The 26,473-nt window shown below is 71.9% G+C and carries 26 protein-coding genes; 15 read left to right on the top strand and 11 right to left on the bottom strand.

Annotated elements, in window-relative coordinates; translation table 11 throughout:
* Positions 1-54 precede the first annotated feature (54 nt).
* Positions 55-510: a hypothetical protein gene (locus ACV7NM_RS08335; RefSeq protein ID WP_463409695.1), complete on the bottom strand. Its 456-nt coding sequence runs from the start codon at positions 508-510 to the stop codon at positions 55-57.
* Between the two features lie 115 nt (positions 511-625).
* Between ACV7NM_RS08335 and ACV7NM_RS08330 the strand changes: the two genes are divergently transcribed.
* From ACV7NM_RS08330 to ACV7NM_RS08280, 11 genes are all read left to right on the top strand, one after another.
* Positions 626-2,062 (top strand): MFS transporter, encoded by a 1,437-nt coding sequence (locus ACV7NM_RS08330; protein ID WP_463409694.1) that lies wholly within the window; start codon positions 626-628, stop codon positions 2,060-2,062.
* 88 nt (positions 2,063-2,150) lie between these two features.
* Complete coding sequence (locus tag ACV7NM_RS08325; protein ID WP_463409693.1) at positions 2,151-3,326, top strand: trans-sulfuration enzyme family protein; 1,176 nt, start codon at positions 2,151-2,153, stop codon at positions 3,324-3,326.
* A 112-nt stretch (positions 3,327-3,438) separates the two neighbouring features.
* Positions 3,439-3,948, top strand: a complete 510-nt coding sequence (locus ACV7NM_RS08320) for a MaoC family dehydratase (protein WP_463413871.1) — start codon at positions 3,439-3,441, stop codon at positions 3,946-3,948.
* A 73-nt stretch (positions 3,949-4,021) separates the two neighbouring features.
* Positions 4,022-4,861: a class I SAM-dependent methyltransferase gene (locus ACV7NM_RS08315; protein ID WP_463409692.1), complete on the top strand. Its 840-nt coding sequence runs from the start codon at positions 4,022-4,024 to the stop codon at positions 4,859-4,861.
* Positions 4,858-5,904, top strand: a complete 1,047-nt coding sequence (locus ACV7NM_RS08310) for a class I SAM-dependent methyltransferase (protein ID WP_463409691.1) — start codon at positions 4,858-4,860, stop codon at positions 5,902-5,904. Before ACV7NM_RS08315 ends, ACV7NM_RS08310 begins: the two co-directional genes overlap by 4 nt.
* A 29-nt stretch (positions 5,905-5,933) precedes the next feature.
* Entirely contained in the window at positions 5,934-6,827 is an 894-nt protein-coding gene (locus ACV7NM_RS08305; RefSeq protein ID WP_463409690.1) for a diiron oxygenase, read from the top strand.
* A 34-nt stretch (positions 6,828-6,861) separates the two neighbouring features.
* Positions 6,862-7,722, top strand: coding sequence for a class-II aminoacyl-tRNA synthetase family protein (locus ACV7NM_RS08300; protein ID WP_463409689.1), 861 nt, complete (start codon positions 6,862-6,864; stop codon positions 7,720-7,722).
* Position 7,723: 1 nt separating this feature from the next.
* Positions 7,724-8,518, top strand: coding sequence for a holo-ACP synthase (gene acpS, locus ACV7NM_RS08295; RefSeq protein WP_463409688.1), 795 nt, complete (start codon positions 7,724-7,726; stop codon positions 8,516-8,518).
* Complete coding sequence (metK, locus tag ACV7NM_RS08290) at positions 8,515-9,723, top strand: methionine adenosyltransferase (protein ID WP_463409687.1); 1,209 nt, start codon at positions 8,515-8,517, stop codon at positions 9,721-9,723. Before acpS ends, metK begins: the two co-directional genes overlap by 4 nt.
* Positions 9,724-9,768: 45 nt before the next feature.
* Positions 9,769-11,175 (top strand): adenosylhomocysteinase, encoded by a 1,407-nt coding sequence (gene ahcY, locus ACV7NM_RS08285; RefSeq protein WP_463409686.1) that lies wholly within the window; start codon positions 9,769-9,771, stop codon positions 11,173-11,175.
* A 13-nt stretch (positions 11,176-11,188) separates the two neighbouring features.
* The gene (locus ACV7NM_RS08280; RefSeq protein WP_463409685.1) at positions 11,189-11,845 is read left to right on the top strand and encodes a maleylpyruvate isomerase family mycothiol-dependent enzyme; all 657 of its coding nucleotides are present in this window, start codon (positions 11,189-11,191) and stop codon (positions 11,843-11,845) included.
* A gap of 134 nt (positions 11,846-11,979) precedes the next feature.
* Here ACV7NM_RS08280 and ACV7NM_RS08275 read toward each other — a convergent pair whose 3' ends face one another.
* Entirely contained in the window at positions 11,980-12,723 is a 744-nt protein-coding gene (locus tag ACV7NM_RS08275) for a PIG-L deacetylase family protein (protein WP_463409684.1), read from the bottom strand.
* 378 nt (positions 12,724-13,101) lie between these two features.
* On the opposite strand from ACV7NM_RS08275, the gene ACV7NM_RS08270 reads away from it, so the two are divergent.
* The gene (locus tag ACV7NM_RS08270) at positions 13,102-14,679 is read left to right on the top strand and encodes a class I tRNA ligase family protein (protein WP_463409683.1); all 1,578 of its coding nucleotides are present in this window, start codon (positions 13,102-13,104) and stop codon (positions 14,677-14,679) included.
* A 26-nt stretch (positions 14,680-14,705) separates the two neighbouring features.
* Entirely contained in the window at positions 14,706-16,079 is a 1,374-nt protein-coding gene (gene mshA, locus ACV7NM_RS08265; RefSeq protein ID WP_463409682.1) for a D-inositol-3-phosphate glycosyltransferase, read from the top strand.
* A 414-nt stretch (positions 16,080-16,493) separates the two neighbouring features.
* Here mshA and ACV7NM_RS08260 read toward each other — a convergent pair whose 3' ends face one another.
* The 9 genes from ACV7NM_RS08260 to ACV7NM_RS08220 all read right to left on the bottom strand — a co-directional run bounded on the left by ACV7NM_RS08260 (position 16,494) and on the right by ACV7NM_RS08220 (position 24,408).
* Positions 16,494-17,546 carry a helix-turn-helix transcriptional regulator gene (locus ACV7NM_RS08260; protein WP_463409681.1) on the bottom strand — a complete coding sequence of 351 codons (1,053 nt, stop codon included), beginning with the start codon at positions 17,544-17,546 and terminating at the stop codon, positions 16,494-16,496.
* 140 nt (positions 17,547-17,686) lie between these two features.
* The gene (locus ACV7NM_RS08255) at positions 17,687-18,130 is read right to left on the bottom strand and encodes a Fur family transcriptional regulator (protein ID WP_463409680.1); all 444 of its coding nucleotides are present in this window, start codon (positions 18,128-18,130) and stop codon (positions 17,687-17,689) included.
* Between the two features lie 115 nt (positions 18,131-18,245).
* On the bottom strand, positions 18,246-19,199 hold the full coding sequence (locus tag ACV7NM_RS08250; protein ID WP_463409679.1) for a class I SAM-dependent methyltransferase: 954 nt from the start codon (positions 19,197-19,199) through the stop codon (positions 18,246-18,248).
* Positions 19,200-19,372: 173 nt separating this feature from the next.
* Positions 19,373-19,852, bottom strand: coding sequence for a GNAT family N-acetyltransferase (locus ACV7NM_RS08245; protein WP_463409678.1), 480 nt, complete (start codon positions 19,850-19,852; stop codon positions 19,373-19,375).
* Between the two features lie 126 nt (positions 19,853-19,978).
* Positions 19,979-20,893, bottom strand: coding sequence for a M56 family metallopeptidase (locus ACV7NM_RS08240; protein ID WP_463409677.1), 915 nt, complete (start codon positions 20,891-20,893; stop codon positions 19,979-19,981).
* Positions 20,890-21,285: a BlaI/MecI/CopY family transcriptional regulator gene (locus ACV7NM_RS08235; protein WP_463409676.1), complete on the bottom strand. Its 396-nt coding sequence runs from the start codon at positions 21,283-21,285 to the stop codon at positions 20,890-20,892. The genes ACV7NM_RS08240 and ACV7NM_RS08235 overlap by 4 nt, the downstream gene beginning before the upstream one ends.
* A 188-nt stretch (positions 21,286-21,473) precedes the next feature.
* Positions 21,474-21,755 carry a metal-sensitive transcriptional regulator gene (locus ACV7NM_RS08230; protein WP_463409675.1) on the bottom strand — a complete coding sequence of 94 codons (282 nt, stop codon included), beginning with the start codon at positions 21,753-21,755 and terminating at the stop codon, positions 21,474-21,476.
* A 9-nt stretch (positions 21,756-21,764) separates the two neighbouring features.
* Entirely contained in the window at positions 21,765-24,017 is a 2,253-nt protein-coding gene (locus tag ACV7NM_RS08225; RefSeq protein WP_463409674.1) for a heavy metal translocating P-type ATPase, read from the bottom strand.
* Between the two features lie 103 nt (positions 24,018-24,120).
* On the bottom strand, positions 24,121-24,408 hold the full coding sequence (locus ACV7NM_RS08220; RefSeq protein WP_463409673.1) for a cation transporter: 288 nt from the start codon (positions 24,406-24,408) through the stop codon (positions 24,121-24,123).
* 178 nt (positions 24,409-24,586) lie between these two features.
* On the opposite strand from ACV7NM_RS08220, the gene ACV7NM_RS08215 reads away from it, so the two are divergent.
* Together ACV7NM_RS08215 and ACV7NM_RS08210 are read left to right on the top strand one after the other, a co-directional pair.
* Positions 24,587-25,564, top strand: a complete 978-nt coding sequence (locus ACV7NM_RS08215; protein ID WP_463409672.1) for a hypothetical protein — start codon at positions 24,587-24,589, stop codon at positions 25,562-25,564.
* A gap of 233 nt (positions 25,565-25,797) precedes the next feature.
* Positions 25,798-26,433 carry a phosphatase PAP2 family protein gene (locus ACV7NM_RS08210; protein WP_463409671.1) on the top strand — a complete coding sequence of 212 codons (636 nt, stop codon included), beginning with the start codon at positions 25,798-25,800 and terminating at the stop codon, positions 26,431-26,433.
* The last annotated feature ends 40 nt before the right edge of the window (positions 26,434-26,473 follow it).

The following is a 26,473-nucleotide window of genomic DNA, read 5'->3' as shown; positions in this document are numbered from 1 at the left end:
CAACGTCGGGGGCTGTCGCAAGGCGGCTGACCTTCGGCGATGTGCTGCCGCGGCTCAGGGGCGGATGATGGAGGAGAGCCAGGGCGTGAGGGTCAGGGTGCGGAGGGGTTCGCGGTAGGTCTCGTCGCCCGGGAGGGGGATGGTGAGGCGGTAGCCCGGGGGGAAGAAGCGGGACGTCACGTGGGCCAGGCCGCCGTAGACCGAGTGGAGGAACGCCGGGACGGCGTCGCGGGGGACATCGTGGAACTCCACGCCGTCGACGGTGATCAGGGCGTCGTCCTCCGGGAAGAGGCGGACGGACACCTCGGGGTGGCCCGGGAGGTCGATGAACGCCTCGTGGGGGAGTGAGCCGTCGGGGTCGGTCGCCTTGAAGAGTTCCGCCGACGAGCGGCGCGAGGTCTGGTCCGCGCCGATGTCGTGGGCGACGGTCATCGTCAGGCGGTACTCGTCGGCGATCTCGCGTACCGCGGACACGGCCGACTCGGTGGTGGGAAGTGACGGGTGCTTCATGGGGGACATGATCGCCCCATGGGCACGAATCTCACTCTTATATACCACCCAGGGGTATGCTACGGTGCTCCGCGAAGGTACCCCCTAGGGGTATCACTGGAGAGGAGTCAGGGCAATGTCAACCGTCAATCCCCGGCGTTGGTGGGCACTTGCCGTGCTCGCCACCGCCCAGTTCATGGTCATCATGGACACCTCGATCATCGGAGTCGCACTCCCCGAGATGCAGAAGGACCTCGGCTTCTCGCAAGGCGAGTTGCAGTGGGTCTTCAACGCCTACGTCATCGTCTTCGGCGGGTTACTCCTGCTGGGCGGCCGGCTCTCCGACCTCTTCGGGGCGCGCAGGATCTTCGCCACCGGCTGGGCCACCATGATCGTCGGTTCCGTGCTCGCCGCCGCCGCGCAGACCGCCTGGGTCGAGATCGCCGGCCGCGCCGTCCAGGGGGTCGGCGGGGCGCTCATCGCGCCCTCCGCCATGACCCTGCTGATGATGCTCTTCGGGCACAACCCGAAGGAACTCGGCAAGGCCATGGCCCTCTACGGCGCCGCCGCCCCCGCCGGCGGTACCGCGGGCGTCTTCCTCGGCGGCGTCTTCACCCAGTGGGTCAGCTGGCCCTGGGTGTTCATCATCTACATCCCGATCGGCGTCCTGACCCTCGCCGCCACCAAGCTGCTGCCCGCCGTCCAGGCCCGCCGCGGTTCGGTGGACGTGCTCGGCGCCGTCGCCGTCACCGCCGGTCTCGCGCTCGCCGTCTTCGCTGTGGTCCGGGCCCCCGAAGTGGGCTGGGGAGCCACCGCCACCGTGCTCGAACTGGTCGCCGCGGTCGCCCTGCTCGCCCTCTTCTTCGTGGTCCAGCGCACCGTACGCGAGCCGCTGATGCCGCTCAGCGTCTGGCGGATCCCGCGTTTGGGCTCGGCCAACCTGGCGATGACGCTGCTCGGCGCGGCCTGGATCCCGATGTGGTACTTCCTCAACCTCTACCTCCAGCAGGTCCTGCACTACGGTGCCTTCGCCTCGGGCGCGGCGCTGCTGCCCATGACCGTCCTGCTGATGATCTTCATGACGGCCATCACCGCCCGCCTCATGGCCCGGTTCGGGGCGAAGCCGCTGATCGCCGGAGGTCTGTTCGCCCTCGCCGCCGGGCTGGTGTGGCTGTCGGCGGTCGAGCCGACCGGTACCTTCCTGGTCGACGTCCTGCCCGCCTCCCTCGTCGCCGCGCTCGGCATGGCGCTCGCGTACATCCCCGCCATGATGGCCGCGATGTCCGGCGCACCCCGGGAGCAGGCCGGTCTGGCCTCGGGCATCGTCAACACCACCTACAACGTGGGCTCGGCCCTCGGCCTCGCCGCGCTGACCGCTCTCGCCACCACCCAGGGCGCCGGTGAGCTGGGCAACCTGCCCGCCCTCACCGACGGGTTCAGCGCCGCGTTCCTCGGCGCCGCGGGCATCGCCGCCGTGGGCGCCCTGATCACGCTCTTCACGATGAAGGGCGACAAGCCCGCCGTCGCGCCCGCCGCAGCGCCCGCGCCGCAGGGTGAGACGGCCGGCGTGTGAGACGACGCCCGGCCAGGGGTCGCCCGATGTCCTTCCCGGACGTCGGGCGACCCCTTTTCCGTATCCCGCAGCAGCAAGAGGAGACGTCATGAAGGACATCCGCACCCGCGCCGTGCACGCCGTCAACCCCCCGACCACGGGCGGCGGTCGGCCGCTGTCCGTTCCCCTCGTCCAGTCCTCCGCCTTCGCCTTCGACTCCGCCTCCGAACTCGCGGACGCGATGGCCGGCCCGGACGGGCCGTACGTCTACGGTCGCCGTGGCAACCCCACCGTCCGCGCCCTGGAGCACACCCTCGCCGACCTCGAAGGCGGGGAGTCCGCCATCGCCTTCGCCTCCGGCATGGGTGCCATCAGCGGAGTGCTGCTCGCGCTGCTCCGGCCCGGGGACCAGGTGATCGCCGGGCGGTGCCTGTACGGGGGAACGTACGCGGCCCTGTCCGACCTCGCCGACCGTTTCTCGGTCGAGGTCCGCTACATCAGCGGTGACGAGGTGGTCGAGTTCGAGTCCTCGGTGGGCCCGCGTACCAGGCTGCTCCTGCTGGAGACCATCGCCAACCCCACCGGCCGGGTACCGGACCTGCCCGGCCTGCTCGCCGCGGCGCGCCGCCACGGGGTGATCAGCGCGGTGGACAACTCCCTCGCCTCGCCCGCCCTGTGCCGCCCCCTCGATCTGGGCGCGGACATCGTGCTGCACTCCACCACCAAGTACCTGGCCGGCCACTCCGACGTCCTCGGCGGCGCCGCGGTCTTCGCGGACGACGCGCTCCGGCAGCACATATGGCCGCGTACGGTCGAACTCGGCGCCGCGGCGGCCCCGTTCGCCGCCTGGTTGACCTTGCGAGGCATCGCCACCCTCCCGCTGCGGATGCGGGAGCACTGCGCCAACGCCGCCCTGCTGGCGGACCGCCTGGAGGCCCACCCGGCCGTCGCCGCCGTCCACTGGCCCTGGCTGCCCGGCCACCCCACGTACGCCGTGGCGCGCGAAGTGCTCCGCGGTGGTGGCGGGTTGCTCTCCTTCGAGCCGGCGGGTGGCCGCGGCGCCGGGCGGGCGTTCGTGGAGGGCGTACGGCTGGCGCGCCTCGCGCTCTCGCTGGGCGGCGTGGAGACGTTGGTGACACATCCGGCCAGTACCTCCCATCGCGAGCTGGACGAACGGGCGTTGACCCTGGCCGGTATCGCCCCGGGGTTGGTGCGGATGTCGGTCGGCATCGAGAGCCCCGAGGACCTGTGGCAGGACGTCGAACAGGCCCTGTCCGGGCTCTGATCCGAAGACGCGAACCAGACCGTCCCTGCTTTTTTTGGGTTGACAAAATAAATGTGCGATTCGTAGATTGGTTCACGCCAGAGAAACTCTTCTCCGCCAAGGGGGCCGCGTGATGCGCTACTTCGAGGACTTCCGGACCGGTGACGTCCACGAACTGGGCTCCGTCACCGTCACCGCGGAGGAGGTGCTGGAGTTCGGCAAGCGCTACGACCCGCAGCCCTTCCACACGGACCCGGCCCTCGCGGCCGAATCCCCGTTCGGCGGCCTGATCGCCAGCGGCTGGCACACCGCCTCGATGTTCATGCGGCGCTATGTCGACGGGCTGCTCGCCTACAGCGCCTGTACCGGGTCGCCGGGCGTGGACGAGGTCCGCTACCTGCGGCCGGTGCGCCCCGGGGACGTGCTCACCGCCCGCGTGGAGATCCTCGGCTCGCGCCCCTCCCCGTTCAACCCGACCACCGGTGTCGTGCAGCCCCGCTGCACGCTCGTGGACCCCGACGGGGCGGTCGTGTTCAGCATGGTCCTGCACAGCATCTTCCGGCGCCGCCCCGCCGACCGCGCCGCCGCCCACCCCGCCGCCGCGCAGGACCCGGTCGTACGGGCCCGGCCGGCCACCGTCTGAGCCCCTGCCCCCGCCCCGCCCCGCCCCGCCCCGCCCCCGAAACCCCCCGTACCCATGTGAAGGGAGACCTCCAGTGGAGGCCGTATCCCGCACCGCCCAGTGGACCGCCGCAGCGCGGGCCCTGGAGACCGACCGCGAGGACCGGCTGTTCGCCGATCCCTACGCGCGCACCGTCGCCGACGACATCGGCTTCGAACTCCTGGAGCGCTACGCCGGGGCCGGCACCGTGCCGTTCCTCGCCATCCGCACCACCTACCTCGACCGGGCCATCGTCTCGGCCGTCCGAGAGCGCGGCATCCGCCAAGTGGTGTTCCTGGCCGCCGGCATGGACACCCGCTTCTACCGCCTCCCGTGGCCCGAGGACGTCACCGTCTACGAACTCGACCGCCCCGCCCTGCTGGAAGCCAAGGCACGGATGCTGGCCGAGGAGCCCGACCCCACCGGCCGCACCCGCGTCACCGTCCCGGTGGACCTCACCCAGGACTGGACCGGCCCCCTCGAAGAGGCCGGCTGGCGCGGCGACGAGCCGGTGCTGTGGGTGGTCGAGGGCCTGCTCTTCTTCCTGCCGGAGGCCGCCGTACGCAACCTGATCTCCACGCTCGCCGGCCGGTCGGCCCCCGGCTCGATCCTGCTCGGCGACGTCATCAGCAAGTCCGCGCTGGAAAACCCGCTCTCCCGGCCCTTCCTCAACTCCCTGGCCCAGGACGGGAATCCGTGGCTCTTCGGCACCGAGACCCCGGAGCAACTGCTCGCCGACTGCGGCTGGGCCGTCCGCGAGGTGCGTCAACCCGGTGAACCGGGCGCCGACTTCGGCCGCTGGCCCTATCCGGTGCCGGCCCGCAGCGTCCCGCGGGTCCCCCGTTCCTTCCTGTTCACCTGCGACCTTCCGAGCACCGAGGTGAGGGCGGCATGAGCGCCACCGACGACTTCCACCAGCGCGTCATCAGCGACGCCGGGGCCGCCGTACGCGGACTCACCGTCGCCCTCGGCGAACGCCTCGGCCTCTACCGCGCGCTCGCCGAAGCCGGCCCCCTGACCCCCGCCGCGCTCGCGGAACGCGCCGGCATCAGCCCGCGCTACGCCGAGGAGTGGTTGCACGCCCAGCTCAGCGCCGGGTACGTGGCGCGCGACGCGGGAGCCGGCACGTACACCCTGCCCGCCGACCACGTCCCCGTACTGGCCGACCCGCAGGCGCTGACCTTCGCCGCCGGGTTCTTCACGGCGCTCAAGGCGCTCTACGCCACCGAGGACTCCCTCGTGGACGCCTACCGCTCCGGCGACGGCGTCGGGTGGGCCGAACACGAGCCCGCCCTCGACACCGGCATGGGCAGCTTCTTCCAACCCACCTACGAGCACCGGCTCGTCCCCGACTGGCTCCCCGCCCTGGACGGGATCACCGCCAAGCTGGCCGCCGGCGGCACGGTCGCCGATGTCGGCTGCGGCGTCGGGCACACCACCCTGCTCATCGCCAAGGCCTTCCCCGAGGCCACCGTGCACGGCTTCGACTACTCCGAGGACGCCATCGCCCTCGCCCGGCAGCTCGCCGACGAGGCCGGGCTCGGCGACCGCGTCGTCTTCGAGGTCGCCTCGGCCGACGACTACCCCGGCAGCGGCTACGACCTGGTGACCTTCTTCAACGCCCTGCACGACATGGGCGATCCGGTGGCCGCCGCCCAACACGTCCACAAGTCGCTGGACGCGGAGGGGACGTGGATGTTGGTCGAGTCCAACGTGTCACCCGCCGACATCGACACCCAGACCCCCGCCGCCCGCATGTTCATGGCGCTGTCCGCCGTCATGTGCCTGCCCGTGGCCGTCGCCCAGCGCGGACCGCACGCCCTCGGCAACCACTCCGGCGAACAGGCCTTCCGCGCCATCGCCGCGGAGGCCGGCTTCACCCGCTGGCGCCGCGCGACCGAGACCCCGGTCAACGCCGTCTACGAAGTCCGGCCCTGAGGCCCGCCCACCACCACCGAGGAGTCACCATGGGCGTCAGTGCCCCCCTTCCCGTCACCGATCGGTTCCTGGAAGTCCTGGAGCGGCTCAGCTCCCGCTCCATCGAGGAGTACTACAACCCGTACCAGCAGTTCGACTGGCCCGACAAGCTCGAAGAGGGCCGGATGTGGATGACCCCCGAGCTGCTCACGGTCTACGGCACGCCGTTCTACGAGGAACTGGGCGAGGAGACCATCCAACGCCTGTCCAAGTGGGAGAGCATCAACTTCTACAGCCTCAACGTGCACGGCATCCGCGAGCTGCTCATCGAGGTCGTCGGCCGCATCCACATGCCCGGCTTCGAGGTCCCCTCCGACTTCTTCCACCACTTCATCGGTGAGGAGAACGAGCACATGTGGTTCTTCGCGGAGTTCTGCCGTCGCTACGGCGACAAGATCTACGGGTCGACCGCCATGCGCGCCGACTCCGCCTGGGAACCGGAGGTGGAGAACTTCCTGGTCTTCGCGCGGATCCTGTTCTTCGAGGAGCTCGTCGACCACTACAACACCCGGATGGCGCAGGACGACGCGCTCTGCCACACCATCCGCGAGGTCAACCGCATCCACCACCAGGACGAGTCCCGGCACATCGCCTTCGGGCGCGAACTGGTGTCCCTGCTCTTCGCCCGGATGCGCGACAGCGTCCCCGCCGCACGGCTCGCCGAGGTGGAGACCTACCTCAAGCGCTACGTCGTCTACAGCGTCAACTCCCTCTACAACCCGCACGTCTACCGCGACGCCGGGATCGCCGACCCGTTGGCCCTGCGCAACGCTCTGGTCGCGGACGAGCGGCGCCGGCCCTTCGAGCGCAAGACCATCCGCAAGCCGCTCGGCTTCTTCCTGAAGACCGGGATCTTCACCGACGACGTGCTGCCCGTCGTCTGAACGGCCCCCCTGCCGTCCGAGAGGTGACCCCACCATGACCGTCACGACCACCGCGAGCGCCGGCTCGATCAAGGGCCTGCCGTCCCTGGGCCCCGAGGGAACCGCCTTGCTCCGGCTCCTCGACGACACCTTCGAGAGCTGGGGCGTCCGAGCGGGCGCCCGCCCGATGACCATGCCCCCATTGCTGCCGGCCGCCGACCTGGCACGGCTCGACTACTACGACAACTTCCCCCACCAGGCCGTCGTCGCGGCGCCGCTGAACCTCGACGCGAGAGCGACCAGCGAGTTCTGTACCGACACCGGCTGCTTCCCGTGTGACGCGCTGGAGCCGGCCGCGCTGGGCCTGCCCTCCGCCTCGTGCTACGCCGTGTACATCGACCACCAGGGTCGCGAGGCGGCCGACGACGAACTCGTCACCGTGGTCGGATGGTGCTTCCGCAAGGAGGAGCACTACGAAGGACTGCGCCGCCAACTCGGCTTCCGCATGCGCGAGATCGTCGCCATCGGAACCCGTGAGCACGCCGAGGCGCACCTAGCGTCGTTCACCGACCGGATCACCTCCTTCGCCGAGGCCCTCGGCCTGCCCCTGCGCAAGGAGGCGGCGTGTGACCCCTTCTTCGACAAGGACAGCTCCAAGGCGCTGCTCCAGCGCCTGACACCGGTCAAGCACGAGTTCCTGTACGAGGACCTCGCCATCGCGTCGGTCAACACCCACCGCAACTTCTTCGGCGACCGGTGCGACATCGCGCTCGCGTCGAGCGGCGGCCCGGCCTTCACCAGTTGTGTCGCCTTCGGCCTGGAACGCTGGCTGTCCGCGCTGACCAGGCGCCACGGCAGCTGGGAGGCGGCCACCGCCGCGGTCCTGCGGGCGAACGCGGCCGGGCCGGCGATCTGACGTGCCGACCCGACCCGTCGCCCCTCCGGCGGGCGGTCCGGGCTGGGCCAACCTCGGCATGGACATCGTGTCCGTCACCCGTGTCCGCCGGCTCCTCGCCGAGTACGGAGAGGCCTTCTTCGAGCGGATGCTCACCCCCGGCGAACTCGCCGACTGCCGCAATTCCCTCGGACTCGACCTGCTGAGCCTGTGCGGGCGCATAGCCGCCAAGGAAGCGGCGTTCAAGACCCTCCGCGTCGGCGGCCGGTTCATGCCCTGGCTGGACATCGTCGTCCGGCGCTCCGAGGGCGGCTGGCCGCTCGTGGAACTGCACCGGGCGGCGGCCGAGATGGCCGAGGAGTCGGGGATCGCCGAGGTCACCGTGTCCATCAGCCACGACGTGGACTACGCGGTGGCGGTCGCCGCCCCGGTCCTGGAGGCCGGCTCGCCCGGATTCCCCCTGCCGCGGGCGCTGCCCGTCCCGGCCGTACCCGTCGCGTCCGTACCCGTCCCGGTGTCCCAACCGGACGGCTCGTCCCCACACACCACTTCCCCAAGGAGTACCACCATGTCGAACGGTCTGCAGCAGCTGAAGAACTGGCTCCTCGCCCGCCACTCGGAGCTCGACGACATCGCTCCCGACCTGGATCTCATCGAGAACCGGCTGATCGACTCGCTCTCCTTCGTCGAGTTCGTCTTCCTGCTGGAGCAGCACAGCGGCAGGTCCATCCAGATGGAGAGCCTGGAGGTCGACGAGATCCGCAGCCTCGGCGCCATCGAGAAGCACTTCTTCCCGCTGGAGGTGGGTCAGGCGTGAGCAAGCGGCTCTTCACCTCCGAGTCCGTCACCGAGGGCCATCCCGACAAGATCGCCGACCGGATCAGCGACACGATCCTCGACGCGCTCCTCACCGAGGACCCCGCCTCCCGGGTGGCCGTGGAGACCCTCATCACCACCGGCCAGGTACACATCGCGGGCGAGGTGACGACGAAGGCGTACGCGCCGATCGCGCACCTCGTCCGGGCCGCGATCCTGGAAATCGGCTACGACTCCTCGAAGAAGGGCTTCGACGGCGCCTCCTGCGGGGTCTCGGTGTCCATCGGCGCGCAGTCGCCCGACATCGCCCAGGGTGTCGACACCGCCTACGAGCAGCGCGTCGAAGGCGAGGGGGACGAGCTGGACAGGCAGGGCGCCGGCGACCAGGGCCTGATGTTCGGCTACGCCTGTGACGAGACCGCCGAGCTGATGCCCCTGCCCGTCGCCCTGGCCCACCGGCTCTCGAAGCGGCTGACCGAGGTCCGCAAGGACGGTGTCGTCCCGTACCTCCGTCCCGACGGGAAGACGCAGGTCACCATCGAGTACGACGGGGACCGGCCCGTCCGCCTCGACACGGTCGTGGTGTCCTCGCAGCACGCCGCCGACATCGACCTGGAGTCCCTGCTGACCCCGGACATCCGCGAGTTCGTCGTGGAGCACGTGCTCGGGCAGTTGGCGCGGGACGGGATCAAGCTGGACACGGACGGCTACCGGCTGTTGGTGAACCCGACCGGTCGTTTCGAGATCGGTGGTCCGATGGGTGACGCGGGTCTGACCGGCCGCAAGATCATCATCGACACGTACGGCGGCATGGCCCGCCACGGTGGTGGCGCGTTCTCCGGCAAGGACCCGTCCAAGGTCGACCGTTCCGCAGCGTACGCGATGCGTTGGGTCGCGAAGAACGTCGTCGCCGCCGGTCTCGCCTCGCGCTGCGAGGCGCAGGTCGCGTACGCGATCGGCAAGGCCGAGCCCGTGGGCCTGTTCGTGGAGACCTTCGGTACCGCAACCCTGCCCGACGAGCGCATCCAGGAGGCCATCGGCCGCGTCTTCGACCTGCGCCCGGCCGCGATCATCCGCGACCTGGACCTGCTGCGGCCCATCTACGCCCAGACCGCCGCCTACGGCCACTTCGGCCGCGAACTCCCCGACTTCACCTGGGAACGCACCGACCGCGTCGACGCCCTGCGCAAGGCCGCCGGAGTCTGATCCCCGGTGACCCCAGCCTTTCCCCACGTTCAAGGAGCGCCCCCCATGACAGCCGCATTCACGGACTTCAAGGTCGCCGACCTCTCGCTTGCCGCCTTCGGCCGCAAGGAGATCACCCTGGCCGAGCACGAGATGCCGGGCCTGATGTCGATCCGGGAGGAGTACGCGGCGAGCCGGCCCCTGGCCGGTGCCCGCATTACGGGCTCCCTGCACATGACCGTGCAGACCGCCGTCCTGATCGAGACACTGATCGCCTTGGGCGCGCAGGTCCGTTGGGTGTCGTGCAACATCTACTCGACGCAGGACCACGCGGCCGCCGCGATCGCGGCGGCCGGGATACCGGTCTTCGCCTGGAAGGGCGAGAGCCTGGAGGAGTACTGGTGGTGTACGGAGCAGGCGCTGACCTGGCCCGGGCACGCCGGCCCGAACATGATCCTCGACGACGGTGGTGACGCCACCCTCCTCGTCCACAAGGGCGTCGAGTACCAGAAGGCCGGATCGGTGCCGGACCCGGCGACCGCCGACAACGAGGAGATGGCGCTGGTCCTGCGGCTGCTGCGCGACAGCACACTGGACTGGACGCGGCTCGCCTCCGAGATCCGCGGCGTGACGGAGGAGACCACCACCGGTGTCCACCGCCTCTACGAGATGATGGCCGAGGGGAACCTGCTGTTCCCGGCGATCAACGTGAACGACGCGGTGACGAAGTCGAAGTTCGACAACAAGTACGGTTGCCGGCACTCGTTGATCGACGGCATCAACCGTGCGACGGACGTGTTGATCGGCGGCAAGGTCGCGGTCGTGTGTGGCTACGGCGATGTCGGCAAGGGTTGTGCGGAGTCGCTGCGTGGTCAGGGTGCGCGGGTGATCGTCACCGAGATCGACCCGATCTGCGCGTTGCAGGCGGCGATGGACGGGTACCAGGTCGCGACGCTGGACGACGTGGTGGAGATCGCGGACATCTTCATCACGACGACGGGCAACAAGGACATCATCATGGCCTCGGACATGGTCAAGATGAAGCACCAGGCGATCGTGGGCAACATCGGTCACTTCGACAACGAGATCGACATGGCCGGTCTGGCGAAGATCGAGGGCATCGTCAAGGACGAGGTCAAGCCGCAGGTCCACACCTGGAAGTTCCCCGACGGCAAGGTCCTGATCGTGCTGTCGGAGGGTCGTCTGCTGAACCTGGGCAACGCGACCGGACACCCCTCCTTCGTGATGTCGAACTCCTTCGCGGACCAGACGCTGGCCCAGATCGAGCTGTTCACCAAGCCCGAGGAGTACCCGACCGACGTCTACGTGCTGCCCAAGCACCTCGACGAGAAGGTCGCCCGCCTCCACCTCGACGCGCTGGGCGTCAAGCTCACCACCCTGCGCCCGGAGCAGGCCGCCTACATCGGCGTCAAGGCCGAAGGCCCGTACAAGCCCGACCACTACCGCTACTGACGCCGTGTCCGTCATGGAGGACACGCGCGACCCCTGGCTCCCGGACCGGCTCCTGCGCACCGAACGGGACGCCCTGATGCCGTTGTTGCGCCGCACGTCCCCGGCCGCGTACGCGCTGCGTACCGCCTGCCCGGGGTGGACGGTGCGCGACGTGCTCGCCCACTGCGCGGCCGCCCTCGTCCGTATCGTCGAGGGCCGACTGGAGGAAGGGGTCTTCCTTCCCGCGGCCAACGCGGCCGACGTCGCGGAGCGCGCCGACCGGCCCGTGGCCCACGTCCTGGACGAGCTGGAACGCGCACTGACCGAGGCCGGTCCGGCCATCGCGTCCGCTGACGGCAGTCTGGACGCGGTGGCGCTGGGGGAGTGGATCCACGCGGGAGACGTGCGCGAGGCGCTCGGCGAGCCGGGGGCCTACGGCGGAGACGCCCTCCCCCTCTCCCTCCCCCTGCTCCGCACGACGAGCCGCAAGCGCGGAACGCCCCGGCTGCTGGCGCGGATCGCCGGGCAGCACGAGGCGCTGGTCCTGGGCAACGCGGTCGACGGCCGTCCCGCCGCCCGCTTCCGGGGCGACGCGCCGACGCTGATCCGCCTGTACTCGGGCCGACCGCTCGTCGGCACCCGCTACGAACTGGCGGGCGCGACCGAGGACGAACTGCTCATCTACCGGTGACACCGGGGAGGGGCCGGCGGAACCGAAGCGGGGAACGATGCCGGAACCACGCGGGACCACGCGGGAACGGCGACGCGGCACGGAAGCGGCACGACGGGTCCCGGTCCGCTCGCCCACGCGGCGCGGACCGGGACTCAGTCGATCCGGACGACCTGGAAGGCCTCCGCCATACGCCCCGCGGGCAGCCCGGCGGCCCTCGCGTGCTCGCCCAACCACTGCCTGAGCAGTCCCGCGAGATCCTCGAAGTGCGCCGTCTGCGAGGTGTGGATGCGCAGCGCCTCCACCTTGCGCTCGAAGACCGGGGTGACGTCGACGTACTGGTTCGGGGTGGGGCCGGTCATCAGCCACAGCTCCGGCACGACCCACGGCTCCAACCCCTCCTCCTTCAGCAGGGAAGGGTGGGCGAACGGGTTGCGCGCCTCAGGGTAGATCGCCCGCAGCGCCGCGTCGCCGACCGCCCGGTGGTCGGGGTGCAGGTCCGCGACGCGCGCCCAGTTGATCTCCGGGCTGGGGATCACGGCGCGCTGCGGGCGCACCTGACGGATGACCCGGCACAGGTCGCGGCGCAGCTCGACACTCGGTTCGACGTAGCTGTCGGGATAGCCGAGGAAGCGGACGTCGTCCACCCCGCTGCGCTTCGCGGAATGGACCTGCTCGGCCCGGCGCAGGTCCCCCATCGCCTGGCGGGGCAACTGCTCGTCGTATCCGCCGGCCCCGCCGTCCGTGACGATGCAGTACGTCACCCGGGTCGTGCCCTGAGCGATCCACCGCATGACCGTGCCGCTGACGCAGAACTCGATGTCGTCCGGGTGCGCCGCCACCACGAGCAGGGATTCCGGGGCGCTTCGGTCTATGGGATCGGTCGCGAAGTGTTCCATGGGATCAGCCTGTTGGGCGGCGGGAGGGGCCGCAAGGCACCCCCTTTGGCGTGTCCGCGCAACGGCGTGAACGCGCAAGCGCTTCCCGGTCCTCGCGCTTGTTTCCTCTGGCAGGCTTATCACGACCCCGGCTCTCCATTGTCCCGGGAGTCGCGAATTCGACCGCATGCGCGTCCCAGTCCCCGTAGGGAGACCGAGCGAAGAATGCCATTCGACAATCCGCAATCCGTGACGGCCGGCAACCGGCGTCATTTCGTCCGCACGACGCGGCCCCGTCCGTCGGAATTCACCGTCGTGCGGCCGCACGAAGACTTAATCCGCTCCTCCCCTTTCGAGCCTCGCTGAGCATCTGCGCACCACAGCGTCAAGGAGGTCCCCTTGAGCACCCCCGTCTGGATCACCGCCACCCCTCCCGCCACCCACGGCGAACTCCACGTCGGCCACCTCGCGGGACCGTACGTCGCCGCGGACGTCCTCTCCCGGTACCTGCGAGCCGAGGGGGAACCCGTACTGTTCACCACCGGCACCGCCGACCACAGCAGCTCCGTGCACGCCCGCGCCCTGCGCGCGGGCCGCAAGCCCGAGGAGGTCGCCGAAGGCTTCCGGGAGGCGATCACCGCCGACTGGCTGCGCTCGGGAGTCGAGTTCGACCACATCGTGCGGCCCCGCCAGGACGAGGGGTACGGCGGCTGGATGGCGGATCTCTTCCGGCGTCTGCACGCGGAGGGCGTCATCGCCGCCCGCACGCGCCTGACTCCGTACTGCGAACCGTGCGGGCGCTGGCTGCACGGGGCGCACGTGACCGGCTCCTGCCCGCACTGCGAGGCGCCCAGCGAAGGGGGCATGTGCCACGAGTGCGCCCGGCCCAACGACGGCGGTGACCTCCTCGAACCGCGGTGCGTCCAGTGCGGGACGCCTTCCGTGTCCCGCCGCTGTCGGCGCCTGTACGTCCCGTTGGAACCGTTCCGCGACGCCCTGGCCGCCTACTGGGCGGGCGCCGGTCTGCCGCCCCGGCTGGCCGCGCTGTGCGAATCGCTGCTGGAGGACGGACTGCCGGACATCGCGGTGACGAACCCGGCGGAGTGGGGCCTGCCCGTACCCGTCGACGGTTTTCCCGAGCACCGGATCGACGGTTGTTTCGAGAGCGCCGCGATGCACCTCTTCGGCTACGGAGAGGGGCGCCCGATGCCCGAGCGGGCCCTGCACTTCTGCGGGTTCGGCCACACCTTCTGCCACGCCGTACTGCTGCCGGTCCTGCTGTCCTGCCGCGGCGTCGAACCGGCGCAGGAGTTCTGCGTCAACGAGGCGTACGTCATGGACGGCCCGGCCGACGGCCACGGCGCGGGACACCGGGCCTGGGCACTCGATCTGATCACCGAGTACGGTTCCGACACCCTGCGCCGCCACGTCCTGGCGGCCCGCCCCCTGGGCCGGCGCACGCACTTCGACACCGACCGGCTCGCGGCGGCCCGCCGGGAACTGGACGAGAGCTGGAACAGTTGGCTCTCCCGGCTGTTCGCCGCCGTACGCGAGCAGTGCGGCGGCCTGGCCCCGGCGGCGCTCCCCGGCGGCACGGGCTGGCAGGTCCTGGAGCGGCGGCTGCTGCGGGCCGTGGAGGACCTGCGCGAGGCGTACGGGCCCGATGCCTTCGATCCGCGCAGGGCGGTCGCACTGCTCGACGAGGTGGTCCGCGCGGTCGGTGACTTCGGCCATGTCAACGCACACGACGTACACCGCCCCGGCGGCGACGGACGGCACCTTCCGGCGCTGTCGGCGCAACTGGCGGTCGCCCGGGCGCTCGGCGCGTGGGCACGGCCGGTGATGCCCGAGGGCGCGGACCGGCTGTCCTCGGCGCTGGGCTGCGCACCCGGACTGCCCGTCTCGGCCGAGGCGCTCGCGCCACCCCCGCCCGGCACCCGCCTGACACCCCCTTCGGGGCCGGTGTTCGGCTTCTGACCCCCCTGTTCCGCTAGGAGATCCACGTGTCCCTGCGCGTCGCCATGCTCAGCGTCCACACCTCGCCGCTGCACCAGCCCGGCACCGGGGACGCGGGCGGCATGAACGTCTACATGGTCCAGCTCTCGCGGGCCCTCGCGGAACACGGGGTCGAAGTCGACCTGTACACCCGGCGCGCGGGCGAGGGCGGACCGGACCGCGTCGACCTCGCGCCGGGCGTACAGGTCCGTCATCTGCCCGCCGGCCCCCGCGCGCCACTCCCGAAGGAGGCCGTGCCGGGGCTGGTGGTGCCGTTCTCGTTGGCGTTGCTCAAGGAGGATCAGGAGGGCCGGCGCTACGACCTGGTCCACTCCCACTACTGGCTCTCCGGTCAGGCCGGCCGGATCGCCGCCGCGGGCTGGCGGATCCCCCTCGTGCACACCGCGCACACCCTGGCCCGGGTCAAGAACGCCGCGCTCGCCCCTGGGGACCGGCCCGAGCCCGAGCTGCGGATCCGTGGCGAGCAACAGGTGGCCGCCTCCGCGGACCGGCTGATCGCCAACACGGCCGACGAGGCCCGGGCCCTACGGGAGTTCTACGGGGCCGGCGCCCGACAGGTCGAGATCGTCCGACCGGGCGTCGACCTGCGCACCTTCGGGCCGGGGCGGGACCGCGCGGCGGCGCGTGCGCGTGCCCGGGCCCGGCTCGGCCTGCCGGCGGACGCCTTCGTACCGATGTACGCGGGCCGCATCCAGCCGCTCAAGGGCACCGACGTCCTGGTGCGGGCGATCGCCGAGTTGCTGGCGGCGCTTCCGGGACTGCGCTCGCGGCTCGTCGTCCCCGTGGTGGGCGGGCATTCGGGTGCGGGACCCCGCGACGGGGCCTGGGAGCTGGCCCGGGAGCTGGGCGTGGCGGACGTACTACGTCTCTACCCACCGGTCCCGCAGCGTGAGTTGGCCCAGTGGTACCGGGCGGCTGACGTCCTGCTGGTGCCTTCGCGCAGCGAGTCCTTCGGGCTGGTCGCGCTGGAGGCGCAGGCCTGTGGGACACCGGTCCTGGCCGCGGCGGTCGGAGGCCTGCCGACCGCGGTACGGGACGGCGTGACGGGGATGCTGGTGGACGGCCACGACCCCGCCGAGTACGCGCGGCGGCTCCGTCGTCTCGTCGAGGACCCCGCGGCCGGGGTCGCCATGGGGGAGGCGGCGGTGGCCCACGCCCGGGCCATGAGCTGGCAGGCCGCGGCCGCGCGAACGCTGGAGGTCTACCGGGGCGCGCTGGGGGAGGAGCGGGAGGAATGGCGGGAGCGGACGGCGCGCGCGGTGGACGGGCGCCGGGAACGAGTGAGGCAGGAGCGACGGCACGCTCCTGCCTCGCCGACGCCTCTCTCCTGGAGGGTCGAGAAGGCCGGAATTCGAGCCTAGCAGCTCTTTTGGGCAGACCAAAGGAATGTAAGTGTAACGTCAGTGTGAACTCCGCTCCGGAGGGCTCCAGTTCCGCCTCAGACGCGCTACAGGAATCGGGCCTCGCGCCGGATGGCGTAGGAGAATGGAGAGGTCTTCGCGGCGATCCCGGCGGCACGGGTGGCGAAGACGTCCATCGCCATTCGGCTTCCTGGAGGAATCATGTCCGCTCACCCGTTCTGTACCGCGACCGCCGTCATCGAGTGCTCCAAGTCGAACGACAACGGCTGGGACTGACCAGCGGATTCCGCCCGCGCCGGCCGACCGGGCCGTACGGGCGAAGCCCCGCGCGCCCTTTCCCCCCGGGGATCGGGCCGCCGCGGGGCTTTGCCGTCGTCCGTCGCGTTCCGTCGCGTTCCGTTGCGGTGCGCCGTGTCAGTCGAGCCAGCCCAGGCGTTGGGCGCGCACCCCGGCCTCGAACCGGCTCGACGCCCCCATTTCCTGCATCAGTTCGGACAACATGCGGCTGACCGTGCGCAGGGAGACGCCGAGCGTCCTCGCGACCTTTTCGTCCTTCATCCCGGAAGCGAGCATCTTGAGGGCGGCCCGCTGCTGCTCCGACAGTCCGTCCCCGCCGACCTCGGGGGCGACGTCGTCACCGTACGGCGTCGCCGCGTGCCAACAGTGCTCGTACAGCGCCCGGTAGGAGCGGACGAGCGCCGGGCCGCGGGCGAGGATCGCGCCGGCCGAACGGTCCTCCGGGTGGACGGGCAGGACGGCGAACTGTTGATCGGCGATGATCATGTTCATCGGGACGGCGGGTGACATGCGGATCTCGACGCCCGCCTCGACCCGGCGGCGCAGCATCTCCGTCGCCTCCGGCGAGGTGGTGATGCGCTGGTGGTAAATGGCGCGGATGCGCACGCCGTTGTCGATCTGGCGCCGGTCGCGGCTGAGGACGCGGTCGGCGACCTCCCGTACCAGCGCGGTCACGTGCATCGAGGCCAGGTCGTGCTGGATGACGTCCGTGATGTCCTCCAGCACCTGCTGGATGCGGCCGTAGTCGTCGAGGATCTCCACCTCGACCTCGGAGCCGCTCAGCGAACCGGGTCGCAGGAACGTACCGACCAGCGTTTCCAGCGAGCCGTAGGCCCGGTCGGACTCGTCCAGGTGCTCGCGCAGCCGCTCGCGCTCCCTTCGCAGCATGCGCAGCAGGGCGATCTCGGGGTCGACGACGGCGACGGCGTCCGTCCCGGACTCCCAGGTCCCGGCCTGGAGGTCGGCGCGCGTGGCGTGGGTGGTCCCGGTCGGCACGATCAGCCCGAGCTCGATCAGTTCGGCCCGCCGACGCTCGTACTCCTCGGCGGCCAGGCCCAGTTCCCGGGAGACGTCACCCAGGTCGGACACCCCGCGCAGCCGCAGCTCCTGATAGAGAGCGAACACCCTGTCGGCCGACTGGATGCCGTCCCTGCCATCGCCCGCTGCCATCGCGCAGTGACCCCCTCGTCTTACGAATCGACAGTCACACTTTGACACATGTGGCCAGAGGGGCTCCCGCCCCCTCGATTCGTATGTGACGGGCGTCACGTAGACCATTGACCCGCCTCGACGGGCGCGGATCGGCCTCGCTACGGCCGCTCTTGCGCCGGCAGGCAGTCGGGGCAAAGGCCCTTGAACACCACTTCGGCGCCGCCGCCCAGCCGCCACTTCGAGAGTGCCTCGTCGGTCGGCCGGGGCACTTCGGCCTGTACGTTCTCCACCCGGCCGCAGCGCAGGCAGAGCGCGTGCTGGTGCGGCGGGACGGCGATCTCGAAGACCGCGGGGAGTCCCGGGCGGTCGAACTTGGTGGCCAGGCCCGTCTCCAGGAAGTGGCGCAGCATCTCGTAGACGGCCTGGCTGGTGAGTGTCCCGAGCCGCTCGCGGGCCGCCGCGGTGATGGCCTCCACGTCCATGTGGCCGCCGGTAGAGAGGACTTGCAGCACTTCGAGGCGCGGTCCGGTGACCCGCAGCCCCACGTCGCGGAGGCGCTGGATCACCGCCTCGCGGCCCGTCGACTCCTCCGCGACAGCCATTGCTCCGCCACCCACTCCGCCGTTGGTCCGCTGTCTGGGTCCGCCCAAACCTTTGGGTGCATCGTACCTCTTGCCCGGCCTCGGGAGCGGGGTGGCGGGTGCGGGGCACCGACCGTCAGCCGGCGGCCCTGCAAACGAGGAAGACGCTTTCGGTCCGCTCGTCGAGGGGGTGTCGCGAGCGCCGCTCGATGCGCAGGCCCGCCGAGCGCAGTTCGGCGGTCAGCCGGTCCCCGTCGACGATCCACTTGTCCGTGGTCAGGACCATCCGTTCGCTGCTCCGCTTCCCGGTGCGCACGGTGCAGTAGGTGATCCGTTCGCTCATCTCCGCAAGGTCGAAGACCTGCCGGGCGACCGCCCATTCCTCGACGCCGTCGAACCGGGGGACTCGGAAGGCCCGGGTCCGTCGGGGGTCCCGCGCCAGGTCGCGCGGCCGGTGCGCCGTGTAGTCGAGGGCGAGGACGCCCCCGGGAGCGAGGCGGGCGGCGATCTCCCGCAGCATCCCCGGCCGTGCGGCGGGCGGTACGGCCGAGACCATCGTCCCGGCGAGCAGCGCCAGCCGGTAGGTGCGCCGCAACCGCAGGGACGCCAGCTCCGCGCGGGTGGTGGTCAGCCGGGCCGACACCTGCGGACCGATCCGACGCCCCCACGCGTGCAGGCGCTCCAGGCAGTCCGGGTCGCGGTCCACCGCCTCGACCTCGAAGCCGTGGCGGGCGAAGGGAACCGCGAGCCGTCCGGCTCCGCAGCCCAGGTCCAGGACCGGACCCCCGGCGGCGCGCGCGAGCCTCAGACAGCGGACGATGTCGGCGCTGTACGGGCCGAGCAGCGCGCCGTACAGCCAGGCCGACTGCTCCTCCACGGGCGCGACCGACTCCAGACCGGGCAGGAACTCGGCGGTGTCACACGCTCCGGAGGTGTCCCGCGTTGCGGTGGCCTCGCGCATTGCGGTGGCCTCATGCGTTCCGGTGGCGCGGCGCACCGGGGCGCCGGTGTCCGCACGGCGTGCGGACGGCAGGACCGGTGCGAGCGCGGCGGGCACGACGGGCAGGGAAGTGCCGCTCGGTGTGTGCATCGCTCCTCCAGGGGCTCGCTCGGTCCGGCCATCCGGGGCGTGGCTCCCGTGCCGCCGGGGCCGCGCCGCTGAGGAAATCCTGTCCTGTGGGCGTGGTCGCCCACCAGGGGAACGGGCTGCGTGAACACGCGATGGCGTGGATCTGCCACGGACCTACCGGGAGTGGCGACCCGTCAGAGCGAACGGCGCAGACGGACCGGGGTGGGGCCGGTGAAGCCGTGGTGGGCGAGGAAGGGGAGCGCGGGGTCCGCCTCGACGGGCAGGCCGATCCACTGCGCGGTCGCCCCGTACGCCCGCATCCGCTCGGTCGCCGCCGCCAGCAAGGCCGTCCCGATCCCGTCGCGGCGCCGGTCCGCGGCGACGCACAGGGAGTACAGCTCGCCTTCGGCGGCGACGGGGAGACCGCCCGAGACGGCCCCCACGACCCGCCCGTACGCGTCGGCCGCCACCAGCCAGCCGAGCCGGGCGGGCGCCCCGCCCGGAATTTCAATTTCCGCTCTTATGCGAGGCAGGGAACATTGGTCCGAGAGGAGGCGCGCGGTGCGGATTCTCCCGAGCGTGCCGCCGTACCCCTCACGAATCGCTCCGGCCAGCAGCCGGGATATCGCCGTGGCGTCACCGGGCGCTGCCGATCGCACGTCAGCCAGCAGCATCCGTCCCGCACCCCTCGCCGTCCCGGTCCTGAGCCCGTACGCGCCCACAATAGCGGGGAATTCAAGTGGCCGGTGGCGGTGGTAAATCTACGAATTCGCTTAGTAATTCGGGGATTGGGGCGACGGCTATCCCGGGACCGAGCAGCAGGCGAAGACCAGCGGCGCGATCGACGACACCGCGGCCGTCACCGCCAACAGTCCGCGCAGGACCGGGTGGCCGGAGGTGGGAGGCGTCAGGATGCGGTGCATGCGCACCGCGGCCGAGGGGCCGCCCGCCGCGAACGCCCGTCGCGGCGCCTGCCCGGAGGCCAGCGCGTACAGGGCCCGGGCCAGCGCGTCACGGGAACAGCCGCGCAGCGCCCGGTCGTCGGCGGTCATCTCCAGGAGCAGCGGTACCGTCCTCCCGCCGATCCGGGCCAGCGGAAGTCTGCGGAACACCCCCGTCGAATACGCCCCCGCCGCCGCGACCAACAGATGGTGCCGGCCGCCGATGTGCGCCCGCTCGTGGGCGAGCGCCGCCGCCAACTGCGGCCCCGTCAGCATCGCCAGCGCGCCCGAAGAGACCACCACCCGGCGCGACCGCCCGGGCAGGCAGTACACGGCCGGCCGCGCGTCCTCCAGCACCGTCACCCCGAGGTCCGGGTCCGGCCGGCCGACCAGCCGCAGCAGCTCGGCGTGGCGGGTCCGGGCCCGCCGCGCCCGCAGCAACTCCCGTACGAAACCGGCCGCGGGCAGCGCCGCGACGGCGAACGCGAGACCCGCGGCGAGGAGCTCCCTGGCGGTGCCGGCCGACAGCCTTCGCGGGGAGGGCGGGCTCAACGTCAGCGCCATGTCCACGAGCCGGTGGCTGGTGTGCGCCGGGAGCACCAGTTGCGCCGGCAGCATCGCCGCCGCCAGGGCGAACACGGTGCCGCACGTGATCCAGACCGCCAATCCCAGGCGCGGCGCCTGCTGCGCCCAGCGGGCCCGGGCCAGCAGGTGGGGAACCAGCAGTCCGGTGACCAGGAGCAGGCCCAGCGGCGGCAGCACGTGGTGGTTCACCGTTCGTGCCCCGCGGCGTCGGCGTCGGCCGAGTGGCCGGGGCGGGCGGAGCGCAGGGCCGCGTCGAGGGCTTCGACGTCCTCGCGGGACATGCGCTCGACGAACCGAAGCAAAGTGGCCCTGCGGTCCTGGCTGTCACCGAGCGCGTCCTGCATGAGCGCCGCGGTGTACTCCTCGCGGCTGCGGACCGCCTCGTAGATCCAGGCCCGGCCGGACTTCTCACGGCGCAACCAGCCCTTGCGGTACAGGATGTCGGCCACGGTCATGACGGTGGTGTAGGCGACCCGGCGCCCTCGGTTGATGTCGTCGACGACCTCGCGGACGGAGGCGGGCCGCTGCCACGACCAGAGCCGGTCCATGATCTCGGCCTCCAGATCTCCCAGTCGTCGCACGCGCATTCCTTTCGGCCCCTCACCCCTCGCGAGCGGCTCATCGTACGGGCCGCCCGCACCCCGGGGGCATACCCCGGCCCGGTAGGCGGGCGGCCGGACGGGGCCGGAACGGCGAACTGCCCTCCCCTGAAGTGGACTTCACGGGAGGGCAGTTGGGGTGGCGAGCGCGGTCCGCCCCGACGGGCGGGTCAGGCGCGGACCAGTCGGGCGATCGCCTTGCTGGCCTCGCCGAGCTTGGTCTTCGCCTCGTCGCCGCCCCGCGCGATGGCCTCGGTGACGCAGCAGGCGAGGTGTTCGTCGAGCAGCGCCACGGCGCAGGACTGGAGCGCGGCGTTGATCGCGGACACCTGGGTCAGTACCTCGATGCAGTAGACGTCCTCGTCCACCATCCGCTGCACCCCGCGGACCTGGCCCTCGATGCGGCGCAGGCGTCTGATGACGTCTTCCTTGTGTGCTGAGTAACCGGCCACGGGGACTCCTCAGTTGGCGGCGGCCCGGAAGCCGCGCAGACGCAGGCTGTTGCCGACGACGAAGACGGAGGAGAAGGCCATGGCCGCTCCGGCGATCATCGGGTTGAGCAGTCCGGCCGCGGCGAGCGGCAGGGCGGCCACGTTGTAGGCGAAGGCCCAGAACAGGTTCGAGCGGATGGTGCCCAGGGTCTTGCGGGCGAGGCGGATGGCGTCGGCGGCGGCCCGCAGGTCCCCGCGCACCAGGGTCAGGTCGCCCGCCTCGATCGTGGCGTCCGTGCCGGTGCCCATGGCCAGACCCAGGTCGGCCTGGGCGAGGGCGGCCGCGTCGTTGACGCCGTCGCCGACCATGGCGACGCTGCGGCCTTCGGACTGGAGCCGTTTGACGACGTCGACCTTGTCCTGGGGCATGACCTCCGCGATGACCTCGTCGATGCCGACCTCGGCCGCGACGGCCTCGGCCACCGCCTTGTTGTCGCCGGTGAGCAGGATCGGGGTGAGCCCGAGGGCGCGCAGCCGCCGGATCGCCTCCGCACTGGTGTCCTTGACCGCGTCGGCCACCTCCAGGACCGCGCGGGCCTCGCCGTCCCAGGCGACGGCGATCGCGGTGCGGCCGGCGGCCTCGGCCGTGGCCTTGGCCCGCTCCAGGGAGGGCGGCAGCGTCATCGCCCACTCGGTCAGGAGCTTCTCGCGGCCGACGAGCACGGCGTGGCCGTCCACGACGCCCTGGACGCCGAGGCCGGGGATGTTGGCGAAGTCCTCGGGGGCCGGCAGGGCCCCGACCCGCGCCGCCGCGCCGGAGGCGACGGCCTGCGCGATCGGGTGCTCGGAGGCGTGCTCCAGCGACCCCGCCAGCCGCAGTACGTCGTCCTCTGCGGTGCCCTCGGCGGTGTGCACCGCGAGCAGCGTCATCTTGCCGGTGGTGACGGTGCCGGTCTTGTCCAAGACGATGGTGTCGACCTTGCGCGTGGTCTCCAGGACCTCGGGGCCCTTGATCAGGATGCCGAGCTGGGCGCCGCGGCCGGTGCCGACCATCAGGGCGGTCGGGGTGGCCAGGCCCAGGGCGCACGGGCAGGCGATGATCAGGACGGCGACGGCGGCGGTGAACGCGGCGGTGAGGCCGGAACCGGAGCCGAGCCAGAAGCCGAGGGTGGCCAGCGCGAGGCCGATGACGACCGGTACGAACACGGCGGAGATCTTGTCGGCGAGGCGCTGGGCGGCGGCCTTTCCGTTCTGGGCGTCCTCGACCAGCTTGGCCATCCGGGCCAGCTGGGTGTCGGCGCCGACCCGGGTGGCCTCCACCACCAGGCGTCCGCCCGCGTTGAGGGTGGCGCCGGTGACGGAGTCGCCGACTCCGACCTCGACGGGCACGGACTCGCCGGTGAGCATGGAGGCGTCGACGGCGGAGGAGCCCTCCACCACGGTGCCGTCGGTGGCGATCTTCTCGCCGGGGCGGACCAGGAAGCGGTCGCCGGCCTGGAGTTCGGCGGTGGGGACGGTGACCTCGCGGCCGCCCCGCAGCACCGTCACCTCCTTGGCGCCCAGTTCCAGCAGCGCCTTGAGCGCGGCCCCGGCCTTGCGCTTGGAGCGGGCCTCGAAGTACCGGCCGGCCAGGATGAACGCGGTGACACCGGCCGCCGCCTCCAGGTAGATGTTCCCGGCGCCGTCGGTGCGGGCGATGGTGAACTCGAAGGCGTGCGTCATGCCGGGCGTGCCGGCGGTCCCGAAGAACAGCGCCCACAGCGACCAGAGGAACGCGGCCGTCGTACCCACCGAGATCAGGGTGTCCATCGTGGCGGCGCCGTGCCGTGCGTTGGTCCACGCGGCGCGGTGGAAGGGCCACGCGGCATAGGTGACCACGGGGGCGGCCAGGGTCAGGGAGAGCCACTGCCAGTACTCGAACTGGAAGGCGGGGACCATCGCCAACGCGATGACCGGCAGGGCGAGGGAGACCGCGGCGACGAGCCGTTGGCGCAGGGGACGCAGTTCGTCGGGCTCCTCCGCGGGGGCTTGCGGGCCGCCGTCCACGGGGGCCCGTACCGGCTCCCGCGCGGTGTAGCCGGTGGCCTCGACGGTGGCGATCAGGTCCGCGACGGAGATGTCGGCGTCGAACGTGACCTTCGCCTTCTCGGTGGCGTAGTTGACGGTGGCCTCGACGCCGTCCATGCGGTTGAGCTTCTTCTCGATGCGGGCCGCGCACGAGGCGCAGGTCATGCCGCCGATGGCGAGCTCGACCTGGGCGGCGCCGGCTGTGGTGGTGGTCATGAGAACTGCTCCTCGTTCGAGCGGGGTGGGGGCCGGGGCCCGGCGGTCCGGGCGGATGACGCGGGGTGCGGGGGCGGGCCCCGGCGGCCGGGTGGGGCCGGTGTCAGGCGACCCGGCCGGTGAGCTCGTAGCCGGCGTCGTCGATCGCGGCGGCGATCGCCGCGTCGTCGGGGTCACCGGCCGTGGTCACGGTGACCACACCGCCGTCCACGTCGACGTCGACGGAGATGACGCCGTCGAGCGCGCTCACCGAGGCGGTGATGGCGCTCTTGCAGTGGCCACAGCTCATGCCGGAGACGCGGTAGGCGGTGGCGGTGCTGTCGGCGACGGCGACGGCCGTCTCCCCGGCGCCGGTGCCGCAGCTGCCGTCGGGGGTGCAGCAGGAAGACATGGATCTCTCCTTCGTCGGTCGAGAGATACCCTGAGGGGGTATCGCTGTCCGCTCTAGATATACCCCCAGTGGGTATCCTGCGCAAGCGTCCGGCCCTGCTTGACTTGATACCCCCCGGGGGTATGGTGAGGTGCATCGGACCGCCGAACGCGGCACCACGTCGTACGGGAGAGCAGCAATGAACACCGGAGTGAGGATCACCGCTTATGCCGCCGCGCTCGCAGCGACCTTCGGAGCCGCGTACGGGGTGGGCAAGGGCGTCGGCCCGGTGGGCGCCCCGGCGTCCTCGCAGCACGCGGCCCACGCGACGCAGGCCGACGTGCCCGGATCGGGCGGCGGCCACGGGGGTCACGAGGAGGCGGCCCGGGGGCCGGCCGCCGGAGGGCTGGAGATCTCGGAGGGCGGCTACACCCTCGCCCTCGACACCGCCCGGATCGCGCCCGGACCGGGGGAACTGAGGTTCTCCGTCAAGGACCGCGAAGGCCGCAAGGTCACCGCGTTCAAGGCCGAGCACGGCAAGGAACTGCACTTCATCGTCGCCTCGCGGGACCTGACGGTCTACCGGCACCTGCACCCGGTCCGCGCGCAGGACGGCACCTGGTCGACCCCGGTGGACCTGCCGGCCGCGGGCGCCTACAAGGTCTTCGCCGACTTCACCCCCGCCGCCGCCGGCGCGAAGGGCGTCACCCTCGGCGCGGACGTGTCCGTCCCCGGCCCGTACACACCCAACCCGCTGCCCCCGGTCGCGCCCACCACCGAGGTGGACGGCTACCAGGTGGCACTGGCCGGCGTCCTGGACCCGGGCAAGGCGGGCGAGTTGCGGCTCACCGTGAGCAAGGACGGCAAGCCGGTCACCGACCTGGAGCCCTACCTCGGCGCCTACGGCCACCTCGTCGCCCTGCGCGACGGGGACCTCGCCTACCTCCACGTCCACCCCAACGCCGGTGGCCCCGGGCCCGACGTCTCGTTCACCGCGACGGCCCCGAGCGCCGGCACCTACCGGCTCTTCCTGGACTTCCAGCACCAGGGCACGGTCCGCACGGCCGCCTTCACGGTCCAGGCGGCCGCCGCCCGGCAGGACGCCGGCCAGACCGCTGCGCAGCCCCCCGCCGCCGCGGACCCGGCCGCCCCCGAGCAGGGCGAACACTCCCACTAGGTGTGTCGTCCCGGGACGTTGGTGACGCCCCCGGCGGCGGTCGGGGGAGTGCGCCAGGGAGGGGACGGCCCGGCCGTCCTGTCCACCGGACGGGCCCGTCCGTCCACCGCCCGGCGTACGTCTCGCCTGCGGAAGACCCGGCCGGCTCCTACAGTGACGTAGACCGTCTACGTCCCCGTCGTCACCGGAGCCGGCGTTCCGGGCCGGGGCGATCACCCGAGGGAGCGGCGCCCATGACCCTTCCAGTGGACATCCCCGCCCCGAGGGCCCTGCCCGCGCTCGACGGAGCCTCCCTCGACGGCCGGCTCTACACGCGCGTCACCGAGCTCGCCGGACGCGCGCCCGACTGGTTCGACGCGCTGGTCTCCCACTGGTCGGCCTACGGACTGGCACTGTTCGCCGTGCTCATGCTGGTCGCCTGGTGGCGGGCGCGGCCCGCAGACGCCCCGCGGATCGCGATGGCACTGGCCGCGCCCGTCGTCGTCGCCCTCGCCTGCACCGCCAACACGCTGATCAAGGCGGTGGTCCGCGAACAACGTCCCTGCCTCACCCTGCGCACCGTCACCCTGGAGACCTGCCCCGCACCGGACGACTGGTCCTTCCCGAGCAACCACGCCGCCATCGCGGCCGCCGCCGCGGCGGCCCTCTGGCTCGTCGACCGCCGGCTCGGCGCCGTCGCCGCCCCGGCCGCGCTGCTGATGGCACTGTCCCGGGTCTGGGTCGGCGCCCACTACCCCCACGACGTTGTGCTCGGCCTGGTGGTCGGCGCCGTCGTGGGTCTGCTCCTGACCGGCGCGGCCCGGCGCGCCGCGCCGCTCGTGGAGCGGGCCCGCGCCACGAGGCTGCGGCCGTTGGTGGCGCCGCGCTGAGTCTCGGCGGGGCCGAGCCGGTCCGAGTCGCCGAGCCGGT

Source organism: Streptomyces sp. Tek67B01 (genome assembly GCF_055231995.1).
The sequence above is the reverse complement of the archived record's forward strand: the minus strand, read 5'-3'. Positions and strand labels throughout refer to the sequence as shown.

What these genes read in the sequence shown, in the direction of transcription:
- ACV7NM_RS08335 (WP_463409695.1), bottom strand. Translation starts at nt 510, where the DNA reads ATGAAGCACCCGTCACTTCCCACCACCGAGTCGGCCGTGTCCGCGGTA.
- ACV7NM_RS08330 (WP_463409694.1), top strand. Translation starts at nt 626, where the DNA reads ATGTCAACCGTCAATCCCCGGCGTTGGTGGGCACTTGCCGTGCTCGCC.
- ACV7NM_RS08325 (WP_463409693.1), top strand. Translation starts at nt 2,151, where the DNA reads ATGAAGGACATCCGCACCCGCGCCGTGCACGCCGTCAACCCCCCGACC.
- ACV7NM_RS08320 (WP_463413871.1), top strand. Translation starts at nt 3,439, where the DNA reads ATGCGCTACTTCGAGGACTTCCGGACCGGTGACGTCCACGAACTGGGC.
- ACV7NM_RS08310 (WP_463409691.1), top strand. Translation starts at nt 4,858, where the DNA reads ATGAGCGCCACCGACGACTTCCACCAGCGCGTCATCAGCGACGCCGGG.
- ACV7NM_RS08305 (WP_463409690.1), top strand. Translation starts at nt 5,934, where the DNA reads ATGGGCGTCAGTGCCCCCCTTCCCGTCACCGATCGGTTCCTGGAAGTC.
- ACV7NM_RS08300 (WP_463409689.1), top strand. Translation starts at nt 6,862, where the DNA reads ATGACCGTCACGACCACCGCGAGCGCCGGCTCGATCAAGGGCCTGCCG.
- ahcY (WP_463409686.1), top strand. Translation starts at nt 9,769, where the DNA reads ATGACAGCCGCATTCACGGACTTCAAGGTCGCCGACCTCTCGCTTGCC.
- ACV7NM_RS08280 (WP_463409685.1), top strand. Translation starts at nt 11,189, where the DNA reads ATGGAGGACACGCGCGACCCCTGGCTCCCGGACCGGCTCCTGCGCACC.
- ACV7NM_RS08275 (WP_463409684.1), bottom strand. Translation starts at nt 12,723, where the DNA reads ATGGAACACTTCGCGACCGATCCCATAGACCGAAGCGCCCCGGAATCC.
- ACV7NM_RS08260 (WP_463409681.1), bottom strand. Translation starts at nt 17,546, where the DNA reads ATGGCAGCGGGCGATGGCAGGGACGGCATCCAGTCGGCCGACAGGGTG.
- ACV7NM_RS08255 (WP_463409680.1), bottom strand. Translation starts at nt 18,130, where the DNA reads ATGGCTGTCGCGGAGGAGTCGACGGGCCGCGAGGCGGTGATCCAGCGC.
- ACV7NM_RS08250 (WP_463409679.1), bottom strand. Translation starts at nt 19,199, where the DNA reads ATGCACACACCGAGCGGCACTTCCCTGCCCGTCGTGCCCGCCGCGCTC.
- ACV7NM_RS08245 (WP_463409678.1), bottom strand. Translation starts at nt 19,852, where the DNA reads ATGCTGCTGGCTGACGTGCGATCGGCAGCGCCCGGTGACGCCACGGCG.
- ACV7NM_RS08225 (WP_463409674.1), bottom strand. Translation starts at nt 24,017, where the DNA reads ATGACCACCACCACAGCCGGCGCCGCCCAGGTCGAGCTCGCCATCGGC.
- ACV7NM_RS08220 (WP_463409673.1), bottom strand. Translation starts at nt 24,408, where the DNA reads ATGTCTTCCTGCTGCACCCCCGACGGCAGCTGCGGCACCGGCGCCGGG.
- ACV7NM_RS08215 (WP_463409672.1), top strand. Translation starts at nt 24,587, where the DNA reads ATGAACACCGGAGTGAGGATCACCGCTTATGCCGCCGCGCTCGCAGCG.
- ACV7NM_RS08210 (WP_463409671.1), top strand. Translation starts at nt 25,798, where the DNA reads ATGACCCTTCCAGTGGACATCCCCGCCCCGAGGGCCCTGCCCGCGCTC.